Annotated in this window: 23 protein-coding genes; 7 read left to right on the top strand and 16 right to left on the bottom strand. The window is 40.2% G+C overall.

The annotated features are described in order from the left end of the window. Positions 1-73 precede the first annotated feature (73 nt). From AC13FX_RS01575 to AC13FX_RS01565, 3 genes are read right to left on the bottom strand one after another with little or no spacing between them, the layout of a single operon-like run. Positions 74-466, bottom strand: coding sequence for a hypothetical protein (locus AC13FX_RS01575; RefSeq protein ID WP_482878648.1), 393 nt, complete (start codon positions 464-466; stop codon positions 74-76). Continuing rightward, positions 467-985, bottom strand: coding sequence for a thioredoxin family protein (locus AC13FX_RS01570; protein WP_482878647.1), 519 nt, complete (start codon positions 983-985; stop codon positions 467-469). A 34-nt stretch (positions 986-1019) separates the two neighbouring features. Then, on the bottom strand, positions 1020-2141 hold the full coding sequence (locus AC13FX_RS01565) for a trans-sulfuration enzyme family protein (RefSeq protein ID WP_482878646.1): 1122 nt from the start codon (positions 2139-2141) through the stop codon (positions 1020-1022). A 189-nt stretch (positions 2142-2330) separates the two neighbouring features. On the opposite strand from AC13FX_RS01565, the gene AC13FX_RS01560 reads away from it, so the two are divergent. Beyond that, the gene (locus AC13FX_RS01560) at positions 2331-3623 is read left to right on the top strand and encodes a sensor histidine kinase (protein WP_482878645.1); all 1293 of its coding nucleotides are present in this window, start codon (positions 2331-2333) and stop codon (positions 3621-3623) included. A 5-nt stretch (positions 3624-3628) separates the two neighbouring features. Here AC13FX_RS01560 and AC13FX_RS01555 read toward each other — a convergent pair whose 3' ends face one another. Then, positions 3629-4867: a M48 family metallopeptidase gene (locus AC13FX_RS01555; RefSeq protein ID WP_482878644.1), complete on the bottom strand. Its 1239-nt coding sequence runs from the start codon at positions 4865-4867 to the stop codon at positions 3629-3631. A gap of 171 nt (positions 4868-5038) precedes the next feature. On the opposite strand from AC13FX_RS01555, the gene AC13FX_RS01550 reads away from it, so the two are divergent. Both AC13FX_RS01550 and AC13FX_RS01545 read left to right on the top strand, forming a co-directional pair. Then, positions 5039-5983: a VOC family protein gene (locus AC13FX_RS01550; protein WP_482878643.1), complete on the top strand. Its 945-nt coding sequence runs from the start codon at positions 5039-5041 to the stop codon at positions 5981-5983. A gap of 87 nt (positions 5984-6070) precedes the next feature. Continuing rightward, positions 6071-6742, top strand: coding sequence for an alpha/beta hydrolase (locus AC13FX_RS01545; protein WP_482878642.1), 672 nt, complete (start codon positions 6071-6073; stop codon positions 6740-6742). Positions 6743-6798: 56 nt separating this feature from the next. Here the strand turns inward: AC13FX_RS01545 and AC13FX_RS01540 are convergent, their stop codons facing one another. Beyond that, complete coding sequence (locus tag AC13FX_RS01540; RefSeq protein WP_482878641.1) at positions 6799-8640, bottom strand: TIGR03545 family protein; 1842 nt, start codon at positions 8638-8640, stop codon at positions 6799-6801. Between the two features lie 5 nt (positions 8641-8645). Further along, complete coding sequence (locus AC13FX_RS01535) at positions 8646-9170, bottom strand: TIGR03546 family protein (RefSeq protein ID WP_482878640.1); 525 nt, start codon at positions 9168-9170, stop codon at positions 8646-8648. Between the two features lie 152 nt (positions 9171-9322). On the opposite strand from AC13FX_RS01535, the gene AC13FX_RS01530 reads away from it, so the two are divergent. Both AC13FX_RS01530 and AC13FX_RS01525 read left to right on the top strand, forming a co-directional pair. After that, on the top strand, positions 9323-10714 hold the full coding sequence (locus AC13FX_RS01530) for a choice-of-anchor B family protein (RefSeq protein ID WP_482878639.1): 1392 nt from the start codon (positions 9323-9325) through the stop codon (positions 10712-10714). Between the two features lie 192 nt (positions 10715-10906). Beyond that, positions 10907-12133: an aminotransferase class I/II-fold pyridoxal phosphate-dependent enzyme gene (locus tag AC13FX_RS01525; RefSeq protein WP_482878638.1), complete on the top strand. Its 1227-nt coding sequence runs from the start codon at positions 10907-10909 to the stop codon at positions 12131-12133. A gap of 60 nt (positions 12134-12193) precedes the next feature. Here AC13FX_RS01525 and AC13FX_RS01520 read toward each other — a convergent pair whose 3' ends face one another. Both AC13FX_RS01520 and AC13FX_RS01515 read right to left on the bottom strand, forming a co-directional pair. Next, positions 12194-12976: a biotin--[acetyl-CoA-carboxylase] ligase gene (locus tag AC13FX_RS01520; protein ID WP_482878637.1), complete on the bottom strand. Its 783-nt coding sequence runs from the start codon at positions 12974-12976 to the stop codon at positions 12194-12196. Between the two features lie 81 nt (positions 12977-13057). Then, positions 13058-13357 (bottom strand): isoamylase early set domain-containing protein, encoded by a 300-nt coding sequence (locus tag AC13FX_RS01515; RefSeq protein ID WP_482878636.1) that lies wholly within the window; start codon positions 13355-13357, stop codon positions 13058-13060. 381 nt (positions 13358-13738) lie between these two features. Between AC13FX_RS01515 and secA the strand changes: the two genes are divergently transcribed. Both secA and ppgK read left to right on the top strand, forming a co-directional pair. After that, positions 13739-17113, top strand: coding sequence for a preprotein translocase subunit SecA (gene secA / locus AC13FX_RS01510; protein ID WP_482878675.1), 3375 nt, complete (start codon positions 13739-13741; stop codon positions 17111-17113). Positions 17114-17214: 101 nt separating this feature from the next. Next, a complete protein-coding gene (ppgK, locus tag AC13FX_RS01505) occupies positions 17215-17976 on the top strand; it encodes a polyphosphate--glucose phosphotransferase (RefSeq protein WP_482878635.1) in 762 nt (253 codons plus the stop codon). Positions 17977-17984: 8 nt separating this feature from the next. Here the strand turns inward: ppgK and AC13FX_RS01500 are convergent, their stop codons facing one another. The 8 genes from AC13FX_RS01500 to AC13FX_RS01465 all read right to left on the bottom strand — a co-directional run bounded on the left by AC13FX_RS01500 (position 17985) and on the right by AC13FX_RS01465 (position 25658). Next, positions 17985-18362 carry a VOC family protein gene (locus AC13FX_RS01500; protein WP_482878634.1) on the bottom strand — a complete coding sequence of 126 codons (378 nt, stop codon included), beginning with the start codon at positions 18360-18362 and terminating at the stop codon, positions 17985-17987. A 42-nt stretch (positions 18363-18404) separates the two neighbouring features. Then, positions 18405-18848 carry a MarR family winged helix-turn-helix transcriptional regulator gene (locus AC13FX_RS01495; protein ID WP_482878633.1) on the bottom strand — a complete coding sequence of 148 codons (444 nt, stop codon included), beginning with the start codon at positions 18846-18848 and terminating at the stop codon, positions 18405-18407. 108 nt (positions 18849-18956) lie between these two features. Further along, the gene (locus AC13FX_RS01490; RefSeq protein ID WP_482878632.1) at positions 18957-19289 is read right to left on the bottom strand and encodes a TraR/DksA family transcriptional regulator; all 333 of its coding nucleotides are present in this window, start codon (positions 19287-19289) and stop codon (positions 18957-18959) included. 61 nt (positions 19290-19350) lie between these two features. Beyond that, complete coding sequence (locus tag AC13FX_RS01485) at positions 19351-20679, bottom strand: glycosyltransferase family 2 protein (protein ID WP_482878631.1); 1329 nt, start codon at positions 20677-20679, stop codon at positions 19351-19353. A gap of 5 nt (positions 20680-20684) precedes the next feature. Next, the gene (locus AC13FX_RS01480; RefSeq protein WP_482878630.1) at positions 20685-22136 is read right to left on the bottom strand and encodes a TackOD1 domain-containing metal-binding protein; all 1452 of its coding nucleotides are present in this window, start codon (positions 22134-22136) and stop codon (positions 20685-20687) included. Positions 22137-22172: 36 nt separating this feature from the next. Further along, positions 22173-22532, bottom strand: coding sequence for a hypothetical protein (locus tag AC13FX_RS01475; protein ID WP_482878629.1), 360 nt, complete (start codon positions 22530-22532; stop codon positions 22173-22175). After that, positions 22532-23572, bottom strand: a complete 1041-nt coding sequence (locus AC13FX_RS01470) for an HlyD family secretion protein (protein ID WP_482878628.1) — start codon at positions 23570-23572, stop codon at positions 22532-22534. Before AC13FX_RS01470 ends, AC13FX_RS01475 begins: the two co-directional genes overlap by 1 nt. A 16-nt stretch (positions 23573-23588) precedes the next feature. Next, positions 23589-25658 (bottom strand): TolC family protein, encoded by a 2070-nt coding sequence (locus AC13FX_RS01465; RefSeq protein ID WP_482878627.1) that lies wholly within the window; start codon positions 25656-25658, stop codon positions 23589-23591. Positions 25659-25661: the final 3 nt, after the last annotated feature.

Genomic DNA, 25661 nt, shown 5'->3' with positions numbered 1-25661 from the left:
TGATTGAATTCCTGTAACAATATATCGGACAAGAATATACATTAAGACAACCGAAAGCTCATCCCAAATTTGATCAGCTCTTTGGAGTACTAAAGAATAGATATATAAAACTTAATGACAGCGTTGAAAATATGACTGCCACTAACCAGAAATGTGCCCCAACCCCATCCTGATAATAATTAAATTTCAGGAATTGACTGGCTATTATCATACTCACCATGGCATTACCTAAAGTTATCGGCCTGCCGTAAATACCTCCAACAATAGTTTTTCGGGACATAAAATTGATCACTCCGATTCCAAAAAAAAGCGCACCAATAACTTTCATTAACAATAGATCTACACCATATTGTGATGCCGTCCCAAAGATCCGGCCTGTTTCTTCTGGCATGAAACTGATACCAAGTCCAAAAAGCAGATAAATCACAGCACTTGTCGTCAGAATATATTTACTCTGTTTATTCATTTATTCTGATTCTGCAAATTCTGTGAATGTTTGATCCTTATAGGCACCGGTTCCTATAAATTTCAAGATCGTTGAATAAATATCTTCCGGAAGAAAGCCAGGCTGACCTGCAATTATATCCTCATTTGCTTCGAAGAAGATGAATGTTGGGGTACTGTATGCTCCTAGTTTCTGAGCAAATTCCCTGTGACTGAGTTTACTCTCAGCAAAGGTCAGATATTCATCCTCAACATCAAGATCCAACCAAACAGGGTAGAAATACTCAGAGGTCAGTTCTTGTATACTTTCCTCCACAAACACCTCATTTTCCATCTTCTTACAGTAACCACACCATCTGGCATTTACATATACAAGTATCTTTTTGTTATCCTCTTTGGCCATCTCCTTAGCCTTATCAAATGACACCCAATCAAACATATCCTGTGCAGATACACTGTCAGAACCTGTTTGTGCCATTGTAACTGGACCTAATGCAGCAATCAATACTACTGCGAAGGCTACTCTTTTAAAACTGATCATAAACATATTTTATTTATTGTTTTTAAATCACTAATCAAGCCAACGCCTGGTCAATGTCTTCTATTATATCATCCGGGTGTTCAAGTCCCACACTCAATCTTATTAGATTGTCGGGAGAAGGCGAATCCGGCCCCTCAGATGATCTTCTATGCTCCCAGATACTTTCAATACCACCTAAACTTGTAGCGGCAATGATCATCCTGGATCTACCAACGATCTCTACTGCCTCTTTTTCACCACCATCAATAATGAATGATATCATTCCTCCAAAATCATCCATTTGTGTCTTTGCTATTTCATGGCCCGGATGTGTTTCAAGACCAGGGTAATAGACATCCTTAACTTTGGAATGCTTACTTAAATATTTTGCCACTTTTCGGGCATTCTCATTATGTGCCCTCATCCGATAAGGAAACGAACGAATACTGCGGCTTAATAACCAAGTATCACGTGGAGAAGGAACGGCCCCCTGTACACGTTGGATCAATCTTACTTTTTCAAATAGTGCTTCATCACTGGTAATTACGGCTCCGCCCAGGATATCGCTATGGCCACCCAGGTATTTTGTGGTTGAATGAACCGATACATCGGCCCCTAACTCCAAAGGTCGCATATTAAATGGTGTTGGCCAGGTATTATCAACCGCTACCACTGCTCCCTTTGTTTTTACCAGTTCACTGACTGCTTTTACATCTGTGATCAATAACCTTGGATTAGATGGTGTCTCTAACCATACAAGCTCTGTATTTTCTTTAAGAGCATATTTCACAGCATCAAGATCCGTCATATCCACAAAATCTACGTCCAAACCCCATTTTTTCCCGAATTCCCACATTAATTTGCGGGTACCGAAATAAACATCCTTTGCAACCATAACGTGTGCACCAGCTTCAACAGTTTGAAATACGGAGGAGATCGCTGCCATTCCGGATGCAAAAACAGCACAATGCCCACCGTTTTCCAACTGGGCTATTAAATTTTCAAGTTGGTGTCTGTTGGGATTTGATAACCTGATGTATTTATCATCCCCTTCGTGATAGCCCCCATTGCGATGCTCATATATGGTAGAAACTTCAATACCGGGGACAACAGTATCATTCTCTTTGTCGTGAGATTTCATGCTTCCATGAATAGCAATGGTTTCAATATTTTTCATAAAGTAGCTGGTCTTTTATTAGTTCAAATCAAAATAAACAAATTAGTACACATACACTTTCATTTGTTACAACAAGTCCGGTTTGTGATATCAAATATGGCAGTCTGACAAATTTCATTTATATTGGATGCAATAATATTTCGTAACTGAGCTCTTTGGTAGTATAGAAGCCTAAACCTTCAGCAGATTTTGGCCAATTTTTGGGATACATATAAATTTAGGGTTAAAAACAATGTAATTGGTGGAACAACCAAAGCTGATGGCATTGAATTTTGGAGAAATACATTATTTGCAACCATCCTTATTTATTTACTTCCTTTTGGTTTGGTTACCCTGATCCCTTCAGCCGTTGTAGTATACTTCCTGGGTATTAAGGGACTTTCTATTTCCTATGCCTTATTTGGTGTTGCTATTACTGTCATTACGCTCTCCTCCAGAATAAATATTAATATCAGAAAGTTTTTGTTCCTGACCTTGCTCTATTCTGTTTCATTTATTCTGATCTTTTATATGGGACATCATGGAGCCGGACTCACTTACCTTTTTGGGGTCACCGTTTTTTCCCTTTTGATACTTCCAACCTATGCTGGTGTACTAACCATATTTATCAATATCATGATCTGTACACTGCAAGCTTATTTCATACATGCCGGTATGGCTGAGTATCCCCTGAGAGAAAATTTTCAGGTTGCATCATGGCTATCCATATCCGCTAATTCAATATTACTTAGCACAGTTGCCGTGATATTCATGCCTATGTTGTTCAGAGGACTTCAGGAAACTATTGAATCTCAGAATCGGCTTAAACTAAATTTAGTTACGCACCAAAATGAGCTCGAAAACTCTTTGAATGAAAAGGAAACCTTACTTGCTGAAATACACCACAGGGTAAAAAATAATCTTGCTGTCATATCAGGAATGCTTCAAATCCAATCATTCAAGGAAACAGATGAAGAGTTTCAGAAAAAGCTCATGGATAGCACTATGCGAATCAAATCTATGGCTAATATTCATGAGCAATTATATCAATCACAGAGTTTTTCCAACATGGATTTTGAGACTGGATTAAAAAACCTGGTCAAAACCATCATAGATACCATGAGTGACGGAAAGTCTGTTCATACCTCATTCAAGCTTGAACCGGTAAAGCTGAATATCAATCAGGCGGTTCCATGCAGCCTGATCGTAAACGAGGTTGTTACAAATTCACTGAAACATGCTTTCAAAGACCGTAATGATGGGGTCATTTCTGTTTCTCTTGCTAAAATTGAACAGGAATTACGGCTTAAGATCACTGATAATGGTCCCGGCTTCAAGAATGAAGAAAATTCCAGGGAAAGTAATTCACTGGGTTTAGAGCTGATCCATACTCTTGCCCATCAGCTTGAGGCTGATTATCAGTACGGATCTCGGGAGAATGAGTCCGGAGCGTATTTCAATATGGAATTCATTGTGTCAGATACGCCGGAAAGTGGTGGCTGACGCGATCAACACACCTCCTTTCTTATGGCTTTTATACGTTTTAGCACAGGAGGATGCGAATAATTAAGCCAAACATAAAACCAGTGTGGTGTCAGGTTAGAGAGATTATCTTTAGATAATTTTTTCAGGGTTGAGATCATATCCTCCGGTTTACCTGTTGTTTCAGCTGCAAATGCATCAGCTTCAAATTCATGCTTTCTGGAAAGTATTTGCATAAATACAGACAGGATCATATCGATCGGTGCATACAACATTCCAAAAAATATCAGTCCTGCATACACGGACATTTCTTCCATGTAGAAAGCTTCAAACAATCCATCCGCATTTAGAAATATTGATAATAGAAAGAACATGACTCCTGTTTGAAGGATGCTTGTAATCATTCCCTTAATAATATGTTTTTTCTTATAGTGGCCTATTTCATGTGCCAATACAGCCACTAATTCATCATTTGTGTGATTTTCGATCAGCGTATCATATAAGGCCACTCGTTTGTTCTTTCCAAAGCCTGTAAAAAATGCATTCGATTTGCTTGAACGTTTTGACCCGTCAATAACGAACAGACCCTGCAGTGGGAAGTCGACTTTATCCGAATAATTTTCTATTGCAGTTCTGAGCTCACCTTCTTCAAGTGGTGTGAATTTATTGAATAATGGCATGATCCAGGTAGGGGCTACATATTGCATGATGAGTGAAAAGGCAGTGACTGCACCCCATGCATAGAGCCAGGCAAGATCTCCGGCATACATAAAGAACCATAAGATACCGGCCAGTAATGGGGTTCCGATCAGTAAACTCAATCCAAGTCCCTTTATCAGATCTATTATAAATGTTTTGGGTGTGGTCTTATTGAATCCGAATTTTTCTTCGATCACAAAAGTTGAATAGATACTAAAAGGAAGATTGATGAGCATTTTAGCGATTATCAAAATTCCAATATAGAATAACCCGGTTATCAATTCACCGAATCCCCAGGCTCTGACGATCTGGTCAAGCCAGTTAAACCCTCCCGAAAACCAAAATCCAAGCACTATTAAAAGGTCAAATCCGCCTGTAATGAAACCAAACTTTGTGCGCACTTTGGTGTATTCCTGAGACCTGGCATAGGTATTTTCATCATATATACCCTCAAACTCATCAGGCAGTTCTTTGGATAATGATCTCAGATTAAGATAATTGGATGTGATATCCAATATGAAGTCAATGGCAATGGTTACAAGTATGATGATAGCGTAAATATTCATATAAAAGTTCTGAGTGATATTCTTAATTCTGACAATTCAAGTTACGAATAAAGCTGCGAAAAATGACTTTACTAAACTGATCAGGGTTATAAACAAAACAAATTAGTTTAATGTTAAACTATTTACGGATAATTCGTATATTAAGTGCAGATTTAAAAAAAAGATAAGACCATGAAACATCATAAAGGAATACACCACATCACTGTACTGGCAGGGGATGCACAACGCAACGTAGAATTCTATACTAATAAACTTGGCATGCGGTTGGTTAAGAGATCAGTCAACCAGGATGATCCGGGAACATATCATCTTTTCTATGGAAATCAGGCAGCTGAACCCGGTTCAAGCCTTACATTTTTCCCTTGGCCGATGGCCCAGAAGGGAAAAGCCGGAGTGGGGGAAGTGGTTAACGTAGCACTTCAGGCACCCAAAGGCTCAGAGGATTATTGGAAAGGCCGTTTAAATGAACATGAACTCGAATTTGAAACCCTGGATATATTTGGTCGTGAAGCATTACGTTTTGAGGACCCGGATGGCTTGGAACTGGATATCGTTTTTGAAGGAGAAGCAAAACCTAAAGTAGAAAACTTGAATTATATTGTTCCGGCTGAATTTACTATTCAGGGGTTTTGGGGAGCACGCATGTTACTCACCGAAAAGCAACATACTGAAATGCTTCTTGGTGATCTGTTCGGATTTGAACCCACAGCCGAAGATGGAGATCTAACGCTATATCAAACCGAAGCTCCAATTGGTAAAAATATTATTATTGAAAAGGCAGATAAACCCGAGTATGGGACAAATGGTCGTGGTATTGTTCATCATATTGCTTTCAGGGCAGAGAACCGGGAAGAATTAGATCAGATGCGAGAAAAAGTAGGCAAGAAAGGATTGAATCCTACTCAGATCATAGACCGTCACTGGTTCAATTCTGTTTATTACCGTATTCCTGCCGGTGTTCTATTTGAAATGGCCTCCGATGACCCCGGATATACAGTGGATGAGGAGTTTGAGCATCTAGGAGAAAAACTGATCTTACCGCCTTGGCTGAAGTCCAAAAGGGATCGGATCGAGCAGATACTCCCGGAAATTGAAGTAGCTTCAATCTCCTCCTGATCCTTTTTTATCGTAGCGTAATGATCTGATATCTGGAGTCTCCAAAATTTAATTAAGTAGCATATTTAATTTTCCAACACTAAAATCATGAGTTTATTTAAGGTAGATACCAATACCCATTTTGATGGGCCACATCAATCCACACCTATTGTTAAAGGAGGATCACCATCATCTGCAGCTGATGCTGCTTTGATCCTTATTCATGGTCGAGGAGCCACAGCCGAGAGTATTCTGACACTGGCTGACGAACTTGAGATTAATAAAAAACTAACCCTTCGTGCCCCGCAAGCCTATCAGAATACATGGTACCCCTATTCCTTTATGGCCCCTGCCGATAATAATGAGCCTCACCTTTCTTCTGCTTTGCAAAAGGTTTTTGATATTATTGAGGAATTAAAAGATGATGGATTTACAGAGGACAAAATATATTTGGCCGGGTTTTCTCAGGGTGCTTGTTTGATCTCTGAATTCGTGGCTCGGCATCCAAAAAGATATGGTGGAATTATTGCACTAAGTGGTGGCCTCATAGGAAGAGGGGATTCAGTTCACCAACAGGATTACAAGGGTGACCTCGAAGGTACGCCGATATTTATGGGCTGCAGCGATACAGATCCACATATTCCAAAAGAGCGGGTTAACGAATCAGAAAAGGTTCTGGCGATGCTTGGTGCTGATGTAACCAAAAACCTGTATCCCGGAATGGGGCATACCGTCAACCGTGATGAAATTGACCATATGAATGCGATCATCAACTCATAAGGATCATTGCAGAAGAAAAGAATAAGTAAAATTATCAGGTGGTAGGTGGTATCGAATTAGTAGTCAATGCCTATACGATCTTTGATCTTATTCTTAAGGGCATCTTCAAGCTCTTTCTTTTTCTGCTCAAGTTCCTTCTGTTTTTTCTCCACTTTATCAATCTGTTGCTGGATCCTGGACTGGATCTCATTATAACGCTCTATGATCTCTTTCTCTTTTTCAGCCTTGAATGCTACTAATTCCTCTTTTTTGCCGGCCACCTGACGCTGCACTTCTGCTTCTATCTTTCGTTTTGCCTCTGCAACCTCCTCGCTTACAGTTTGACGTAGTGCATTCATAAATAGATCGTCTACATTCGAACGCAGGCGAATTCGAAGTTGTCCGTCAATATTGTCAATTAGTGCCGTTACATCTATTTGATCCGTATTTCCAATAGCACTTCTGATCAACGACTCTACCTGATTTTTTGGTTCACCGGCAGAAGCAAAATCAAAACTTATGTCACTCGCAATGTAATCGATTCGGCTGTCTATCCTTTTTCCTATCAGATCAAGTGCTACATTTACATCTCCTTTACCTGATTTCAGGTCATAGGGCAAGAGGTCGGATCCGGAAAGTTTGGTATTGGAAAGAGTAAAACCTGAATATTTCAATTCAAAACTTTCACGTGGCCTTTCTTCAAGATAGTTGAACTCCCCATTCAAACTAAGGCTAACCTGATTTTTATCCTGCCCTCCAACATTAAACCTGATCGGCTCACCGGCTTTGATCTGATCACTGCTTATGTTTGTCACCTGTCCGCTTATATCAATATCTGTTAATGTTCTTCCCGAAAGCTCAATATTCTTGAACCATAAATCCGGCAGATCGTATTTATCGGAAAAATGATAATCGATTCCCTCATACCTTGGTATGTTTTCAGTTTCATCACTTCCAACAAACCGGCTTCCGTATTCTCTGGCCAATGCAACATACTCGAGATATACGGCGTAATCTCCCAGTAAGTTTTCACCAAACAAGGCTGTACCAATATTTTGAACATCAAGGTCAGGTAAGCGGGCCACATTAACGGCTCGCCGAAAATCGTCCTGAATCCAATTATCTATCTGAGTGATTTCATCCCGGGTGGTACCGTAATCATTCTCAAAATTTTGTTTCAGTGTTTGCGCTCGATCCTTAAGTGAATCCACCTGATTTTTAAGCTTCTTAACCTGTTCAATTGTAGAGATCACTTTTTTTGGATCCTTGAACTCCTGAACCTTAATGCTGTCGACCGTGCTGTTAATCTGTGCGATCTCCTCATTTATCTTCGTATTGGTTAACGTACTGTCCCATTTCGAATAGGTTTTTTGGATCCCACTCCTTAAGGAGTCAACTTTATTATCGGTTCGAATATCTACGCGGGACATCAGGCTATCCACATTTAGGTCTTCACGAATATCCGTGAATTTTACTTTTGCATTTTTACCAGCTTCTCTTGTTACCTGATCTACCACAGAGTATATAAAACCGGGCTCTTGATCTTTTTCTTCTTCAGGGATCTCAAAATAACCATCCGTCTCCCGTTCTGTTGCCAATTGAAATCCAGTCAACTTTACATTATTCACAACCACTTTATTCGCCAGAATAAGTGGCCAGAATTGCATACTGAATTCAGTTTCTCCGGTTTCGAACGTGTTCTCCATTGTGCTGTTCTTATTGGCAACCTGCAATCGATCCCATTTTAGTTTTAAATTCAGAAGGCTAAACTCAAAACCATCAAATTCTACCTTAGCCTCATTTAACACACTTGCCTGATACTCTACTTTTCTTTCGACCAAGTCATCGGTGATGAAATATGCAGCTCCAAAACCTAAACCAATAAAGATCAATACTGTAATTACGCCTCCAAGTCTCATGTTTTTTACCCTCTCACGCGATTTACAGTTTTATAAATTGAATACAAATTCGTTGATTTGAAAGCCTGAACAATTTTCCACTTTTGAACCTTAGAATGGATCTTCTCACGATACTGAAGTACCAAAATCTTGAATAAAGGAAATGCTGGAATCGACAGGATCACGGCAGTCACAAAACTGCCGATAACCACGGTGTTATTGAAATTCGTCAATGCCCACCATTCGTTGTTATACATACCAGTATAAGTTGCTTGCATACCCTCAAGCTCAAGGAGCCAGACCCCAAAGTTATGAAATATCGGATCAGCCAGATACGCAACTCCACTAAATACCATGAATGAGAGCAATGCCATTCCAATGTTAACCCGTAATATCAGTATAAGTATGACAATGAATAGATTATGGAATGAGAAGACAGGTGTTAATCCTATGATCATCCCCAATATCATTCCACCGGCGATCTGCGAAGGTGAAGCTTCTGAAGCCAATGCCTTCAAAAGTTTCGCAAAATATTTCAAAATCAGGAACATATTACCTTTTGTAAGTTAACTTGAACATTGATCCATAATAACCAAAATGCGTCAAACTTCTTATTTTCTGTTCAGACCATACCTTTTAATTGATCCTATTGGGAACAATATCAATTTAGTTATATTGAATGAGTGAATTAAAGCAGTCATTTATGCCACAACTACCAAAATATTTCTTTTTAGCTCTTACCGTTACTTCACTTGCATTGCTTTCAGCATGCGAATCACCTTCCACCAATGATGGTTCAGATTCGTTTTCAGATGATCCTATCGATCAGATAGATGCCCCATTTCCATGTGAAGACGGAAAGGCCTTAAATTATGACTGTAATAATGTAGACCTTTTTGCACACCTCAATATCTATGAACTAAGTGGAACCCAAAGCGGAGTATTTCTGAATGATATCTGGGGATGGACAGATCCCGAATCCCAAAAAGAATACGCTTTAGTTGGGCTTACTAATGGAGTCTCATTTGTAGATATAAGTGACCCGGGTGAACCAGTGGTTGTAGCCCGACTTCCGGAATCCAATCTCAGTAGTAAATATAAATCGATTCTTCCTTCTGAATACCCGGCCTGTAATCTGGGATTGGGGGCAACAGAAAGATCCAAGTCATTGAGTCAGGGTTCATCCTGGAGGGATATTAAAGTATATGAGGATCATGCATTTGTAGTTAGTGATGCTCAACCACACGGTATGCAGGTGGTAGACCTGACCAAACTCAGAGATTACAGTGGCGAAGTCATGATCCTGAACCATGATTTTCTTTATGACCGGCTGTCATCAGCTCATAACATTGTGATCAATGAAGAAACCGGATTCGCCTATGCCACTGGGGTTACACAAGCTGAAGTTTGCGGTAGCAGGGAAGCATCAGGGTTGCATATGATCGATATAAGAGATCCAAAGAATCCTGCCTTTGCCGGATGCTACATAGAGCCCTCAAGTAGTTACAGGATCGCCCCCGGATACGTGCATGATGCTCAATGTGTGGTCTATAACGGTCCTGACAATGACCATTCCGGAAAGGAAGTTTGTTTCAATTCTGCTGAAGGTAATGTGTTGATAGCCGATGTAACCGACAAAGATAATCCTACGACCATCAGCATGGAAAGTCAGGCTGATATGCAATATTCACATCAGGGCTGGCTGACAGATGATCGTTCTTATTTTCTGATGAATGACGAACTGGATGAACGCAACCTAATGCGAAACACCAAGACCTATATCTGGGATGTACGTAACTTGGATGACCCACAATTTATCGGCTACTATGAGCATCAGACCTTTTCAATCGATCACAATTTGTATATCAAGGGAGATCACGTATACCAGTCAAATTATAACGCCGGATTACAGATCATGGATATTTCAAATATCGCTGATGGAACTTTAGAGCGTGTGGCCTATTTTGATACGCAGCCAACTTCAGATGGTTCTTCTTTCGAAGGCACATGGAGCAATTACCCATATTTTGATAGCGGCATGATAGTACTTAGTGATATTGAAACCGGGCTTTTCATAGTCAGGCCAAGACTTTAATACTAATTCTGAAATGGTATAACAGCCTAAATTGAATAATTTGAGCCACTTCATTTCCCGAATATTAAGAAGTGCGCTCAACCACCTCGTTTTTTTGAGGTACCACTATATTTGCGTACCTTTTGCACGATTTTATAACGGTCATTCAATACCGTAACAGTAAGTAATACAGCGAAAAAACAGCGCAACTTTATGGATCTATTTGACAAACTAGAGAACCGCCCAAGTCCCCTCGGCCCATTTACCTCTGAGGGCTATGGTTATTATACTTTTCCAAAACTGGAAGGACCATTAGGCCCTGAAATGAAATTCAATGGAAAAGACATGGTCGTTTGGAGTATCAACGACTACCTGGGTATCGGCAGTAATGAAGAGATCAAGAAAACGGATACCGAAGCTACAGAAAAGTATAGCCTAAGTGCACCAATGGGCGCCCGGTTGATGACCGGTAATTCCACTGAACACGAATTACTCGAAGAAGAACTTGCAGCTTTCGTACATAAAGAAAAAGCGCAACTCCTGAATTATGGTTACCAGGGCATCATGAGCACTATTCATGCCCTGCTAGACCGAAATGATATTCTAATTTACGATGAATTAAGTCATGCTTGTATCGTTGATGGTAAGCAGTTATCAATGGCAGAAAAGTTCGTATTCAAGCACAACGACATCGAAAGCTTTAAAAAACAGCTTTTCCGTGCCAAAAAGAAAATGAAGGAAAACACTTCTATCTTGGTTGTGACTGAAGGAGTGTTTGGCATGACCGGTGATCTGGGTATTTTAAAAGAGATCATTGAGCTCAAAGAAGAAGTGCCATTCAGGTTGCTTGTAGATGACGCCCACGGCATTGGAACGATGGGTAAAGATGGATCCGGAACCGGTACCCATCTAGGCATACAAGATGGTATTGATGTTTATTTTGGAACCTTTGCAAAGTCTTTTGCATTAATAGGTGCGTTTATTGCATCTGAGCCAAGAGTCATCGAATTCCTGAAAGCGAATTCGAGAAGTCAGGTGTTTGCTAAATCATTGCCCCTGCCAATGGTTGTTACCGCACGCAAACGATTGCAAATGATCAAAGACAACCCGCAGTGGAGAGAAACACTTTGGAACAACACCTTGAAACTACGTGAAGGTTTACGTGAGATAGGGTATACCGTGTTACCATCTGAAAGCCCTGTAACTCCGGTGCTGACCAAAGGTAGTACTGATCTGTGTCAGGACATCATGCGTAAGCTACGTGAAGAGCATGGCGTGTTTGTAAGTGGTGTTGCCTACCCGGTAGTGCCAAGAGGAACGGTCTTGATCCGTCTCATACCAACGGCGGCCCACAATGATGCTCATATAGAACAAACTTTGAAGGCTTTTGAAGCTATCAAGGATTATGTATTTGAGGCAGCTGAAAAACTGAGTGCTTAATTTTTAGCACTTATAATGGAATTGAAACCCGTTCGGTGAAAACTGAACGGGTTTTTTTGTTTAAGACCTAATCACTCTTACCTGCTCAAATGCAAAGGTCTTCACATTCATCTCCGAATCCAATGCAACCAATTCCCCCTTGTTGTTTGCTCCCAAAAATTTAAATTTATCGGGAAGTACCTCGCCATCAACTTTCAACTTGACCCAATCGCCATACCCAGTCAACGACTTATTAATATCTTTCAGTAGATCCGGATCCTGTTGACTCCATAGTCTGTATTTATATTCTATATCCCCTATTAGATGTGCTAACACTTCTTCCTTATAAAATTCACGTCCTGTTTCAATGCTGAGGGATGTAGCATCCTTGAACACTGATTCACTGAAATTTTGCTGATTTACATTGAAACCGATCCCTACTATTACCCTATCCAGTTTATTTCCAATGAAAACAGTCTCAGTGAGTATGCCACAAAGTTTTTTACCGTTTACCAAAACATCGTTAGGCCATTTGATCTGTGGCTGAAGATCAACAATGCTTTCAATAGTATCTTTTACTGATAATGCACATGTCAGTGTGAGCAAATTAAGCCTGTCCGCTTTAGTTGGTTCAAAAATCAGACTGAAGGTTAGATTTTGCCCGGGTTCAACGATCCATTTATGCTCATGCTGACCCCGCCCCATACTCTGAAAATCTGTAAGCACTAGTGTGCCGTGGTGAGCTCCTTCTCCTGTTAATTTTTTTGCAAACGTATTAGTAGACGAAAGTTCACTAAAAAAATAAAGGCTACGCCCTAACCAGGAGGTAGCCAGGATATCTTCAAATTTTTTAGGATCAAACACTGTGTTCAGAACAATAGGATTATTATTTATTTATACAAAGTATAATAAATCCGGCTATCATCCCTAATAAATACTACTGTGTCATTTTCCTGTCTTAATAACAGAATCCTCTGTCCCAAATTCGTTCATAACATATTGATCGGCAGCATCATCATTTTCCCACCGCTCCCCGTCTATAAAATATTTAAACCTGTATTCGGTTTCAGGTTTTAAGCGTAAGGTAGTTTTCCATTCACCTTTTTTCTTTTCAAGCTTTTCCTTAGTTGTATCCCAGTCATTAAAACTTCCGGCTACAACTATTCCTTTCTCTGCCCATTCTCCAGGCAAGGTCAGGGTTACCTTACAAACAGTTCGTTTTGGAGTGAATTCTTTTGTGATCATAAGGATAAAATTTTCTTCAATGAGTGAGTGAACACATAAAGTACCTATATTATTTAACTACTACAATGATTTAGTATAATTTATAATTGACTATTTAGTCATGTTAATTAAATTTTAAGTTATTTCAAGTTTTATTATTTACATTTTTATATATGGAAGCGATTCCCATGATAATTTCCACACCCTTTTTCCATTAAATTGCTAATAAATTAAAACCGGTAAGAACTACGTCATATATGTCAGTTTTTATGACACATCAAAAATGTGGCAAGATATTTGATAGATAAGAACTAAAGAGTTGAACGGCCTTATTTATAAGGTTAACTTTGAGAGTTAAGCATTTAATTAGCAGATCATCAATCCCATACTATGTTAGATAAAATCGGTAAAGTAATTACCAAGATATTCGGCTCTAAGAGCGAAAAAGATATTAAGAAAATTCAGCCCATCTTAGACCAGATCAAATCCTATGAAGATCAGATAAAGCAATTATCGGATGATGAATTAAAAGGCAAAACAGAAGAGTTCAAACAGAAGATCAAGGATGCCACAGCCGATACTGTGGCCGAGATCAAGGAGATCCGGTCTCAACTTGATGACCTTGAGAACCTCTCCCCAACCGAACACAGGGAAATGGCTGAATACCTGGATGAACTTGAGGATAAAGAGCTTGAGATCATTGAAGATGTATTGGAAGATATCCTGCCCGAGGCATTTGCGGTCCTTAAAGATACTTGCCGGCGTTTTGTAGGTAAATCATGGAAGGTTGGCGGAAATGAGATCACCTGGGAAATGGTCCCATATGACGTACAGCTTATTGGCGCCATTGTGCTTCACCAGGGGCGTATCGCTGAAATGAAGACGGGTGAGGGTAAAACGCTCGTTGCAATCTTTCCAGCTTATTTAAATGCACTGGCCGGCAAAGGTGTCCACGTTGTTACCGTCAACAACTACCTGGCTATGCGCGATGCTGAATGGAATGAACCCATCTTTAACTTTCATGGGTTGCATGTTGACTGCATTGACAGATACCAACCCAGTTCTGATCAGCGCAGGGAAGCTTATAAGGCGGATATAACCTACGGAACCAACAATGAATTTGGCTTCGATTATCTGCGCGATAACATGGTTATTGAACAAGATCAACTCGTACAGCGCGAGCACCACTACACCATCATTGATGAGGTTGATTCCATCCTGATCGATGAAGCCAGAACTCCTCTTATCATATCCGGACCTGTTCCACAGGGCAATAAATCTGACAAATACGTGGAGATGAAACCACGTGTTGAATCATTGGTTCTGGCCCAAAAGAAATTGGTGGCCAATCTCGTAAAAGAAGGCAAGGAATTACTTGAAAAGGGAGACGAAGAAAATGCCGGACTTGCTTTATTCAGAGCTGTTCGTGGATTTCCAAAGAATTCTCAGCTTCGAAAAATGCAGCAGGACCCAAAGATCCAGAAGCTGATCCAAAAAACTGAATCATTCTACCTGCAGGATAACGCCAAGAACATGCCGGTAGTGGATGAGTATCTGTATTATGCGGTGGATCCTAAAATGAACTCTATTGAAATGACCGAACAAGGTCGTGAGTTCATTACCAAAAAAGGAGAAGATGAAGACTTCTTTATCATACCTGACCTGGGAGAAGAGACGGCTGTCATTGAAAAAGAGATCGACCAACTCGAGGAAGAGAAGATTGAGGAGATCAAAAATAACGATGAATTCAGTGACGATTACAAAGAGAAGAAAATAGAGGAAGCCAAGCAGGAGATCAGGCAGGAACGTGAGCGCAGATTTAACGAACTGCACCGCAAGTTTGCTGAGAAAGGTGATAGAATTCATACGGTAAATCAGCTACTTAAAGCTTACACCAATTTCGAACGCGAAGAGGAATACATCGTTCAGGATGGCAAGGTTCAGATCGTTGATGAGCATACCGGACGTGTTCTTTCCGGACGTCGTTATTCTGATGGATTACACCAGGCTATTGAGGCTAAAGAACAGGTTAAAGTAGAAGCGTCTACTCAAACTTACGCAACCATTACGCTTCAGAACTATTTCAGAATGTACCACAAACTGGCCGGTATGACGGGTACAGCTGAAACAGAGGAAGGTGAATTTAATGAGATATACGAACTTGATGTAGTCGTTATCCCTACCAATAAACCGATCGCAAGGGATGACAAGGAAGACCTGGTCTTTAAGACCAAGCGGGAAAAATTTAATGCCTCCATTCAAAAGATCGAGGAATATCATAAAAAAGGTCAGCCCGTGCTGGTTGGTACTACCAGTGTGGATGTATCAGAAACCTTGAGCCGGATGTTGAAACGAGCCGGGATCCCTCACAATGTTCTGAATGCCAAGCAACATGCCAGAGAAAGTGAGATCGTGAAGCAGGCTGGAGAGATCGGCGCAGTAACTGTTGCTACCAACATGGCCGGACGTGGTACAGATATCAAGTTGGCGAAAGGTGTCAAAGAAAAAGGCGGACTTGCCATTCTCGGTACCGAGCGACATGAATCCCGCCGGATCGATCTTCAGTTACGTGGTCGTGCCGGACGTCAGGGTGACCCGGGTGAATCACAGTTTTACGTATCTCTTGAAGATGACCTGATGGCATTGTTCATGTCTGACCGGGTTGCAAATGTAATGGATAAACTGAGTTTTGAGGAAGGTGAGGTCATTACCCATCCCTGGATCACCAAATCACTTGAACGTGCTCAATCTAAGGTAGAGCAAAACAATTTCAGTATAAGAAAGCGACAGCTTGAATATGATGATGTTCTGAATAATCAGCGTAACGTGATCTATGCACGCAGAAAGCATGCTCTTTCCGGCGATCAATTACGTACCGACATTCTTGACATGCTCGATGACCTGATCGAAAATATGGTCTACGATCATGTAGCCTCAGGTGATTACGAAGGGCTCCATGAAAACATACTACGCCATCTGGCTGTGGATGTTGATTATGATCGTGAGGCCTGGGCTAAAATGAACGAAGAAGCCCTTAAAGATCATATTGTTCAGAAAGCCCTCGAAAACTACCGCAAAAAAGAAGAACGCATTGCCAAACCATTATATGAGGTAATGAAGCGTATCAACGAGTCTAATCCTGATAACCGCCCTGATAAAGTTCAGGTAGTATTCACGGATGGCATTCGCCGTATGCGGATTGTGGTTGACGTTGAAAGCGCTCTTAAAAATGAAGGTCGGGAAGTAGCTCGTTCACTTGAAAAGAGTTCCATTCTCTCCATCATTGATCAAAAATGGATGGAACATCTTCGCGAATTGGATTCGGTCAAAGAAGGGATCGGTCTTCGGTCTTTTGCCCAAAAAGACCCCTTGCTTGAGTACAAACGTGAGGCCTTTGACATGTTCAAGATGCTTTTGGATGAGATCAACAAAGAAGCTATCTCTGTAATCTGGAAGTCTGTTCCTGAAGTGCAGGCTGAAGACAAGAGCTTACAACAAGCTCAAAAACAAAAATCCAGATTCGATACATCTGCCATGGAAACACAACATGCAGATTCAACCGGAATGGGGCTTAAAGCTCCTGCCCAACAGTCAGGTGGAAACCAGCAACCTCAAGGTGGTAATGCCAAACGGCAGCCTGTTGAAGTTGAAGATGAACCCGGCCGTAATGATTACGTAACTGTTCAAAACATCAATACCAACGAAACCAAGAAAGTTAAGTGGAAATATGCCAAACGAATGGTTGATGAAGAAGGCTGGGTGGTTGTTGAGAAGTAATCTCAATGACACCTAATAGAAGCTTTCATCAGATCAATCCATAACTCTATGTACCTAATGATTTTTTCACTATGTTTGGTGCGAACTAAATTTATGTATTTGTGGAAGTATTAGGAATAGACATTGGCAGCTATGGAATAAAAGGCGCTATCGTTGATACTGAAAAAGGCGAGATCGTATCCAAAAAGAGAACGACCGATAAAATTGAAGACACCCGCCCCCATAAGCTGATCTCTAAATTACATAAAGTGGTTAAGAAATTTGAATGGGATGGCCCCATCGGGTGTGCCTTTCCTGCAGCCACCAGCAAAGGCATTGTACTTTCTACCACACGAATGGACCAGGGCTGGGTTGATGCCGATGCTGACCATCTCTTTTCTGAGATCACCGGTTGTAATGTCAGCGTCATTAATGATACAGACGCAACAGGTCTCGCTGAAATGAAATTCGGTGTAGGCAAAGGGCAGCGTGGCACAGTTATCGTATTGACTGTAGGTACAGGTATTGGCTCTTCAATTTTTGTGGATGGTATCCTGGTACCAAATACAGAATTAGGTCAGATCGAGATCAAGGGTATAAGTATTGAAGAAAGAGCTTCAAATAAGGTCAGAAAAGAGGAAGGTATACGTAAAAAGACCTGGGGCAAGAGACTTCAGCTGGTTCTTGAACATTACGAAAATCTATTTCATCCCGATCTCTTTATTCTTGGAGGGCAATTAAGTAAGAAAGCTGAGAAGACCTTTCCTTACATCAAGATAAAGACAAAATTTAAAGGTGCCAGCCTTTTAAATAATGCCAGTATTGTAGGTGCCGCATATTATGCCGCTTCGGTACAGATCAAGAATAAAGAATTTTACAGGTAGGAGCCCGATCACTTGTTCGAGTGGAGAGCCACCCGGTTCCCCTCACTGTCGATAATAACCGCCATATAACCATTATCCTCCGTGATAAGTCTTTTGGAGATCGAGATCTTACCTCCTGAACTTTCAACTTTATCCAGGACTATCTGCAGGTCAGGATTTGCATTCAGATAAAGTAACGGCCCAAAAGTATCACTCGGGTAATAATATTCCTCTTTTTGTATCAATGCACCACCTACACTTCCACTCTCAGCCGGAAATATCGCCATTTGTAATCCATCCCCTATATCAAGATCGAACAGTTCGAAACCAAAAATAGCCTCATAGAATGATTTAGCCCGACCTATATCATTTACAGGTATCTCAAACCAATTTATTGCATTCTTCATATGTCAGTTTTTAGTGAAAAGAATTAGTGTATCTAAATCGAATCAATTGCGGAGTTGAGTCAAAATCCGATTAAGTTCCTCAGCTTCTCTTACTGAAAGATTTTCAAATCTTTTATCCAGGTCTTTCATTCTGTCCTCTACCTGAGCCAACAGACGGAGGCCTTCATACTTTATAAATACCTGAACCAATCTCCCGTCATCCGGATCCTTTCTCTTTCTTACAAGTTCCTTTTCAATAAGCCTATCCACCAATCGGGATGTATCAGATCTTTTATCCACCATCAATTTTTGTATTTCTTTGGTAGACAAAGGCTCATTATTTGCGGCTTTTAGAATCCGAAGAATAGATAGCTGCTGACGGGTGATCTCAAATTCATCCAGAAAACTCCTAACCTGATTTCTAAGCCAAACCTCGGTTTCCCTGATATTATCTCGCAATTCCTGCCAGGTGGATGCATCTGCTACTTGAAGAGAAGATGAACTCATAACGTATCTGATTTGTAGATGAAATTATTATCTGATGAATATAATGTACAAACATCAATGTTCAAACTTTTATTGAACACCAAGTAATATCAATGCTAATTGATGGGGTTAGCCTACACAATTTACACAGCGAGTAGTATGGGGCATATACTCGAGCCTGCCAAAAGGAATTTCATTTCCACATTTTTTGCAGATACCAAAATTTCCGGCTTTAGAGTTTTCAAGGGCTTTTTCAAGCTTTTTTAACTGCTGTGTTTTATCCCGAAGTGCAGATTCATTGATGGATCTATTATTGATCGCATCCATTCTTGAGACGCGCCCAATGGATGCATCCAATGGAATAGGCTTTACAAGCTCTTTGAGCTCTTCAATCTCATCTTGTGTTTCCTTGATCCTGGAAACTATGATCTCAGTCAGTTTTTTCTTCTCTTTGTTATTCATAGATCAAAAGTTAAGGAAGCCCTTAGCAATTGCCAACGATAAAACCGGCAACCTTCAGCTGTTAACTGCCGGTTTTCCTGAATATTTTCTCAATATTTCCTTCCAGTTTTTTGGCCTGAGAAGATGTTTTTTGCGGATTCCAATTATCATCGAATGATTCTTTAAAGAATAATTCTTTCAGGTAAGCAGTGGTTCTGATGAATCTCATATAATATCCCGTGTACAGAACCATTCCGGGCAAATAGACAATATATTTCAACTTTCTTTTCCAGTCGCTTGAAAGGATAAGTACAACCAGGTATTGAAGGAATTTGGATGCACTGTAGAGCATTAATCCGGCAACAAGAACATAGAGTATCTCCTGAGTAAAGTTTACGATGATATCGATCATGTATACATACCAGAAAAAATTCAGTATAAAATTAAAGAAAATATTCTCAGCGACCGTGAGGAAATTTCTGATATCAAAGGTTTCAAATGGCATAAACAGATTATTATGCTTTCGGAGCCTGAATCTCACCAACGACCGGCTCCACCTTACCCGCTGTTTTGCTAAACTGATAAAAGATTCCGGTACGGTTGTGAAGATAGTAGCCTTTGGCTCAAAGTGAACTTTATACCCTAGTTTTCTGATCTTGATCGTAATATCACCATCCAGACCAGGACCAATATCCCATCCATGAACCTTATCCAATGCTTCCTTACGGAAAGCCCCAAATGCACCCGAAACGATCCTCAGGATACCTAATGAGGAGGTTACCATGCGCCCTACCATGATGAAGATGTTATATTCAATTTGTTGAAATGTGGTACAAAGATTTATGTCTGGATTGCGAACTTCCAGGTTTCCACCAACTGCACCGATCTTTGAATCCATATAGAATGGTATCATGATCTCTTCGATCGCATCATATCTTAAACTACTGTCTGCATCCAGGTGAACCACAAATTCTCCGGTGGCATATCGAAGCGCTGTATTAGCCGCTGAGGCTTTTCCACCACGCTCGAAATGAGATATGAATTTATCGATTCGTCCCTGTCTTTCAAGATGTCTTCCGATGATCAAAGATTGATCATCAGATCCATCATCCACAATCAGGATCTCAAAATTTCGATAAGTTTGCTCTTCCAGGGATTCCACAAGCCGTTCAAAATTCTCGCCTTCATTCTTACCGGGCACGATCACAGAAATGAAGGGTTTTGCTGAAAGAAATTCCTCACGGGCTTCCTGATAATCCCTCTCTGCAAACCTGCCTTTTACCCAGTATACAATAAGCATTGAGTAATCCATTACTATGAACCGGGGAAACTCAAATAAGATAAAAAACCAGAAGACCCTAAAGAATCCGCTGACCCCTTCCATACTCCAATATGTAACGAAATCGACCATGTGGGTTATTCAGGTTCGTTGAATGAAGACATTAGCTGTCTAAGATGAAATTGTGGTTCTTTATCTTCCTCAATATGCATCAAGGCTTCCTCGAAAGTGACCTCAAATCCATCAAAATTATCTTTAATAAGTTCACTTAAACGGTCTTTATATTTTCCGATCAGGCTTTGCGATTCTTCAAGATCTTTTTCAGTGAACAGAAACAAGGTGGTTATGCGATCCTTAAAAATTACAGCGTCTGATGAGTGTAACTCACTATTTAATAGCTCAAATAATTCTATGATCAACTCTTTCTGACCCTGCTCACCTATCACCTGATAGAGATCTGTCAGATTCGACATTTGAAGGGCTGCAACGGTACTATCAAAATTGGCAACTTTCTTTCGTCCGATCTCATTTTTCAGCAACCTTATGAAATATTCATCATTGATGATGTCACTTAACTCATCAAAACCTTTCAGGTTAATATTGTACTTCCCTGTTGCCGCATCCCGACCCAACTTGGTCAGTTTATACTTTTTGATCTGTCGCTTTACCAGCCTCTCGACACGGGTATCTGCTCCACAATCATGGCATTTTGCTTTGATGTGAGGATCCTGAAATTCATGATCACATTGCTGACACGTGTACATCACAGACGGCTTATCATAATCAACCCCGATGTGCTTCAAAATACGTTTACATTTTGGGCATTCCATGATCTCTGATGATTCAGATTTTACAAAATCCGAAACAGGCCCGACGTAAGCACATGGAAAGTGATGGACCAGATCCTCAATCTTAAGGTGAGAGGATTGGCATTTTGGACACGATTCGCGAAAGTGCAGCAGGCTATTATAGCAATTATTGCAAGAATAGATATAATCCACAAAATCACCGTTTACCAATCCTTCCTTTTCAGCTGACTCTAATATGTCAAGGGCAGTATGTTCGTTTTCATATTCCAGATTAATGGTCAAAAGAGGATAGGTATAGCCTAATTTTGCAGTTCGGCTGGGAATGGGAACAATATCCTTATTACGGCTGTGAGCCAATTGAAGGGCCTTGCGCAAAAGAATATTCTCTGTTGAGGAAGCCTGACCTTCACTTCGAAGGCGCTCTATTGCCCGTGTCACAGATTTTCTAAAACGTATGGCCGAAAATGGTTTCAGCAAATAATCGGTGATGCCATATTCAAATGCCTGAAGAGCATAATCTTCATCCCCTGTCATCAAAATGATCTGAAGATCTTCCTTGACCTCTATCTCATCCAGGAACTCAAAACCACTCATATCCGGCATATGAATATCTAAAAACAAAATATCGATATCGTACCGATTGTACATATCAATGGCTTCTGCTCCATTACTAGCCAATCCAACCGGGTTCAAGCGCCTATCGGCTTTCTGTACCATATGATATGCCACTTTTTGAAAAGCAGCGTCGTCTTCAACTATCAAACAATTTATTTTTTTCATAGATCCATTTGCCTGTATGTACGTGTAATCCCCTTCTTACATTCTTTTTTGAATGATATCTGTTGTCTCCGCAATTGCATTTAAATTATTCAAACGCTCCAGAGTGCCATCCACCATTTCTGACAGGTCCTCGTTATGATCACCGTAACTTTTATATAGAAAGAGCGGCATCAGATACACTTGCTCTTCATCATGAGACCGAATTGTTTTGATCAACTCCAGGGTAAAAGTGAGTCGCGTATACTCAATAATAAGGCCGGAATAATCTTTTAGTAATTCCAGTCTGACAGGCTCCTGGTCACTGATCTTCAAAAACCTGAGATCACCAACTTCAAACACCCTCTTATCCTCAAGTCCCTCGTTGTCTTCGTCTATAAAAAAATCATCTATTGCCATCAGAATATTGTTTTTTTAACGGTTACACCCATTTTATTGTAGGACTTCCATCGATCCATGTCCAGGGGATCTTCCGGTTTTAATTCAGCTACGATTTGAACGCTGAACTCAAGTTCACTCTGACTGCCTGTAGGCCGGTCGATAAGGGCCTCCGCAGCATAAATATCGGTTACCACACCTTTGCTTTTATCCCCGTTGTCAAACGTAACGCTCATTTCATCACCAATACTCAAATATTTACCACTGTTCTGTTGAAAGATCGCCTTGATCCTCAATTGTGACTGTTCGGAAAGTATAGATAAAACTCTTTCTGACTTTAAACCGATCTCAGATTCACTTTTATGAACAGTTGTTATTATACCGGGAACAGGAGCCTTATATATATGTTGCATACTTGTCGGCTCCAAATTGGAACCATCTCTACCATAGGGATCTGCAATCAACGACTGCAGCTTATTTCTTTGGTTCTCAAGAAGTTCTATTTCTTCATTTATGAGTGAAAGAATACCCCTTTCATTCATGATCTTATCTTCCACAGACTTCATTTCAGAGACTGTGGAAACACCCAACCTAACTTCACGTTTGACCTGAGATAATCTCTCCTCAAAATATTCCTTTTGTTGCTGAGCCCTTTGAGCTTCTCGGTTTTTAATGCGTAATTCATTCTGCACATCATCCAATTCATTTGAGGCATCATTCAATCTCTTTTTCAAGGTTTCCAGACTATCCATTGATTGTTGCCATTCTATAAATGTAAACCGAAATAAGGTATCCGATTTTTGGACCGTATCTCCCGGTTCAACGTAAAACTCCTGAAACCGGATATCACTTGGGGAAACCACTTGCAGCTCATTGGTTACCACCCTTCCATCACCCACAACGAAAAAATTTCTGTTGATCAGGTAGTAGCTGATGAATATCAAAGCCACAGAAAGAAGGGTAAGATAGATGACACGATCCCAGTTTGTTTTCTGGGTAGTATCCTTTTCCCTGGTCCCCCTGATCGTCGATTTATTACTGTTAAATTGTCCGCTTTGCATTTTGCTTTATTCTACTCTAATTATTTTTCAATTGCTTCCATGATTCATAATCATGAATAAAAAACTTACCGACACCGAACCCTTCCTTAATATTTTGAATGAGTTCTTCCATTGATGAAAAGGATTCAAAATCACTTGTTCTCAGTGCAATAGCCGTTCCAAGTGGAGCAGCCATAATTACTTCACCATATCTCTTTGAATAGTTCTGAAAATCGCTAATCCCATAAGTCATCAAAACAACCTTATCAACAATGGAATCCAACTCATCAAATAGTGACCTGTATTCCTCTGTTATTGATATACTTAATTTAAGTTCTTTCTCCTCTGTCCATTCACGAACCTGAGCGACCATGTCAGCATAAGCTTGTAGGTATTCTCCGGTATTTTCTTCCCAATCGTTCAGCGTATGCGGTTCAATATCAAGATGAATGCCACTTGCACCAATTGAATCCGCAATAGCTATATGATCACTTAACTTTTGGTAACGATCTTCAAAGATCAGATTTGGATCCCCGATCATTAAGTAAAACTCACCTGACACTGAATCAATGAGCCTTTGAATGGTATCAAGCCCTTCCCTATCAGGACCTGCAGAAACATATAATGTTTGAAAACCCTCGCTCTTTAATTCATTAATCAATAATTCAGTGGAATTCACATGCAGACTGCCCGACCACATATACAATCCATAATCAGGACTGCTTTCATAAACTGCATCATTCATAACAAACGGCATCAGATATTTTGACAACGAGTGGTCCGGAATAAGAGACTGCATTTCAAAAAGTCGTAAATATAATTCTTCTTTAACCTCGAGGATCTGAAGAGATACATTGTAAAGTTCTGATATTGCATCCAGTAATTCACTTGGACTGTAAATATCAGAACCAATAGTTCTTTTAACCCGTTGTACTCTGATCCTGTCTTGCTGAAGCAGTACATTTTGATAGATCGTTACATAATTCTGAAGAGCTAACTGATAAGCCCTATATCTTTCAAACAGCTTGGTATTCATTTCATTTCTTTCCTCTTCCAGAGTAAGCTTTCGGATCTTCTCTTCCTGTTCATGAATGCTTCTCTTTCCATTAGTACTCAACGGGATCGGAAGGGATAGTGAGATTCCTGCAGAAAAGAATTCTCTACTGCCTGAATTTTGAAATGAATTTTGAGGATTTGTACCTCCATAAAGATTATACCTCAGGTAAGTTGAAAGGGATAATTCATTATAAAATTTATAATCCGTTCCTTGTTGCAATGACGAAAGTTCATCATAAAACACCAATCCCTCATTACTAAGCCTCCCCAGATCAATATCATACACCGGATAGTCCTGACCTGATAATACTGACCGATCAGAGACATTATAATACCTTTCAATCCTTTTACTGTTTTCAAGAGCTGTTTCTGCCTTCACTATTTTTGAAGTCACATCCAATACTCTTTCCAGGGTAACATAATTCTGTTCATAGAGACGGGTTACGGCAAATTTTTGTTCTTCAAGTATCTCCAGATATTCCTCTAAGCGTTCAATTTTTGATCTATTGAAATCAGACCTAAGCCGGTTGATCCTTGAATCAAGATCATCCTGGCGAGAGATTGCCTGTGCCCTTTTCTCTTGTATCTTGATCTCACTATCCAGCTGCTCTATCTCACTCTTGTTTTCGAATAAACCATTTTTGAGAATATTCCACTGAACGCCAACCTGTGCTCTTCTCTGATAAAAGATACCTTCTGCTCCAAAAACTCCCTGGTCTAAATTTTGAAGTAATCCGGCCTCAAGTTCAACTCCATAATCCGAGTTCAGGACCTCTTGCCTGGTCTTCAGGAGATCTATCTCGGTTTGTGTCAGGTCAGAATAGGTGAAGGTTGAATCATAAAAAAAAGATGGTGTGGATTCATGCACTGACCTTTCAAACTCCGGAGCATTAGTTAAAAACAACATTGCAGCAGAGTCGAGCCTTGCTGATATGCTATCAAGTTTATCAGTGTTCTGAGCATATACTGTATTGCCCCAAAAACCCAAACCCAAAATAAATATACATGCTGTAAACACCATTCTGTCTACAGCTTGAATGTGTGCTATCAATTT

This window comes from Gracilimonas sp. B-17, assembly GCF_056857935.1.
The sequence above is the reverse complement of the archived record's forward strand: the minus strand, read 5'-3'. Positions and strand labels throughout refer to the sequence as shown.

Excerpts from the sequence above, each read along its gene's own strand:
- AC13FX_RS01530 (WP_482878639.1), top strand. The coding sequence starts at position 9,323 with ATGCCACAACTACCAAAATATTTCTTTTTAGCTCTTACCGTTACTTCA.
- AC13FX_RS01535 (WP_482878640.1), bottom strand. The coding sequence starts at position 9,170 with ATGTTCCTGATTTTGAAATATTTTGCGAAACTTTTGAAGGCATTGGCT.
- AC13FX_RS01485 (WP_482878631.1), bottom strand. The coding sequence starts at position 20,679 with ATGGTCGATTTCGTTACATATTGGAGTATGGAAGGGGTCAGCGGATTC.
- AC13FX_RS01555 (WP_482878644.1), bottom strand. The coding sequence starts at position 4,867 with ATGAATATTTACGCTATCATCATACTTGTAACCATTGCCATTGACTTC.
- AC13FX_RS01470 (WP_482878628.1), bottom strand. The coding sequence starts at position 23,572 with ATGCAAAGCGGACAATTTAACAGTAATAAATCGACGATCAGGGGGACC.
- AC13FX_RS01545 (WP_482878642.1), top strand. The coding sequence starts at position 6,071 with ATGAGTTTATTTAAGGTAGATACCAATACCCATTTTGATGGGCCACAT.
- AC13FX_RS01550 (WP_482878643.1), top strand. The coding sequence starts at position 5,039 with ATGAAACATCATAAAGGAATACACCACATCACTGTACTGGCAGGGGAT.
- AC13FX_RS01565 (WP_482878646.1), bottom strand. The coding sequence starts at position 2,141 with ATGAAAAATATTGAAACCATTGCTATTCATGGAAGCATGAAATCTCAC.
- AC13FX_RS01495 (WP_482878633.1), bottom strand. The coding sequence starts at position 18,848 with ATGAGTTCATCTTCTCTTCAAGTAGCAGATGCATCCACCTGGCAGGAA.
- AC13FX_RS01525 (WP_482878638.1), top strand. The coding sequence starts at position 10,907 with ATGGATCTATTTGACAAACTAGAGAACCGCCCAAGTCCCCTCGGCCCA.
- AC13FX_RS01575 (WP_482878648.1), bottom strand. The coding sequence starts at position 466 with ATGAATAAACAGAGTAAATATATTCTGACGACAAGTGCTGTGATTTAT.
- AC13FX_RS01475 (WP_482878629.1), bottom strand. The coding sequence starts at position 22,532 with ATGGCAATAGATGATTTTTTTATAGACGAAGACAACGAGGGACTTGAG.
- AC13FX_RS01570 (WP_482878647.1), bottom strand. The coding sequence starts at position 985 with ATGATCAGTTTTAAAAGAGTAGCCTTCGCAGTAGTATTGATTGCTGCA.
- AC13FX_RS01480 (WP_482878630.1), bottom strand. The coding sequence starts at position 22,136 with ATGAAAAAAATAAATTGTTTGATAGTTGAAGACGACGCTGCTTTTCAA.
- AC13FX_RS01515 (WP_482878636.1), bottom strand. The coding sequence starts at position 13,357 with ATGATCACAAAAGAATTCACTCCAAAACGAACTGTTTGTAAGGTAACC.
- AC13FX_RS01490 (WP_482878632.1), bottom strand. The coding sequence starts at position 19,289 with ATGAATAACAAAGAGAAGAAAAAACTGACTGAGATCATAGTTTCCAGG.
- AC13FX_RS01540 (WP_482878641.1), bottom strand. The coding sequence starts at position 8,640 with ATGAGACTTGGAGGCGTAATTACAGTATTGATCTTTATTGGTTTAGGT.
- AC13FX_RS01500 (WP_482878634.1), bottom strand. The coding sequence starts at position 18,362 with ATGAAGAATGCAATAAATTGGTTTGAGATACCTGTAAATGATATAGGT.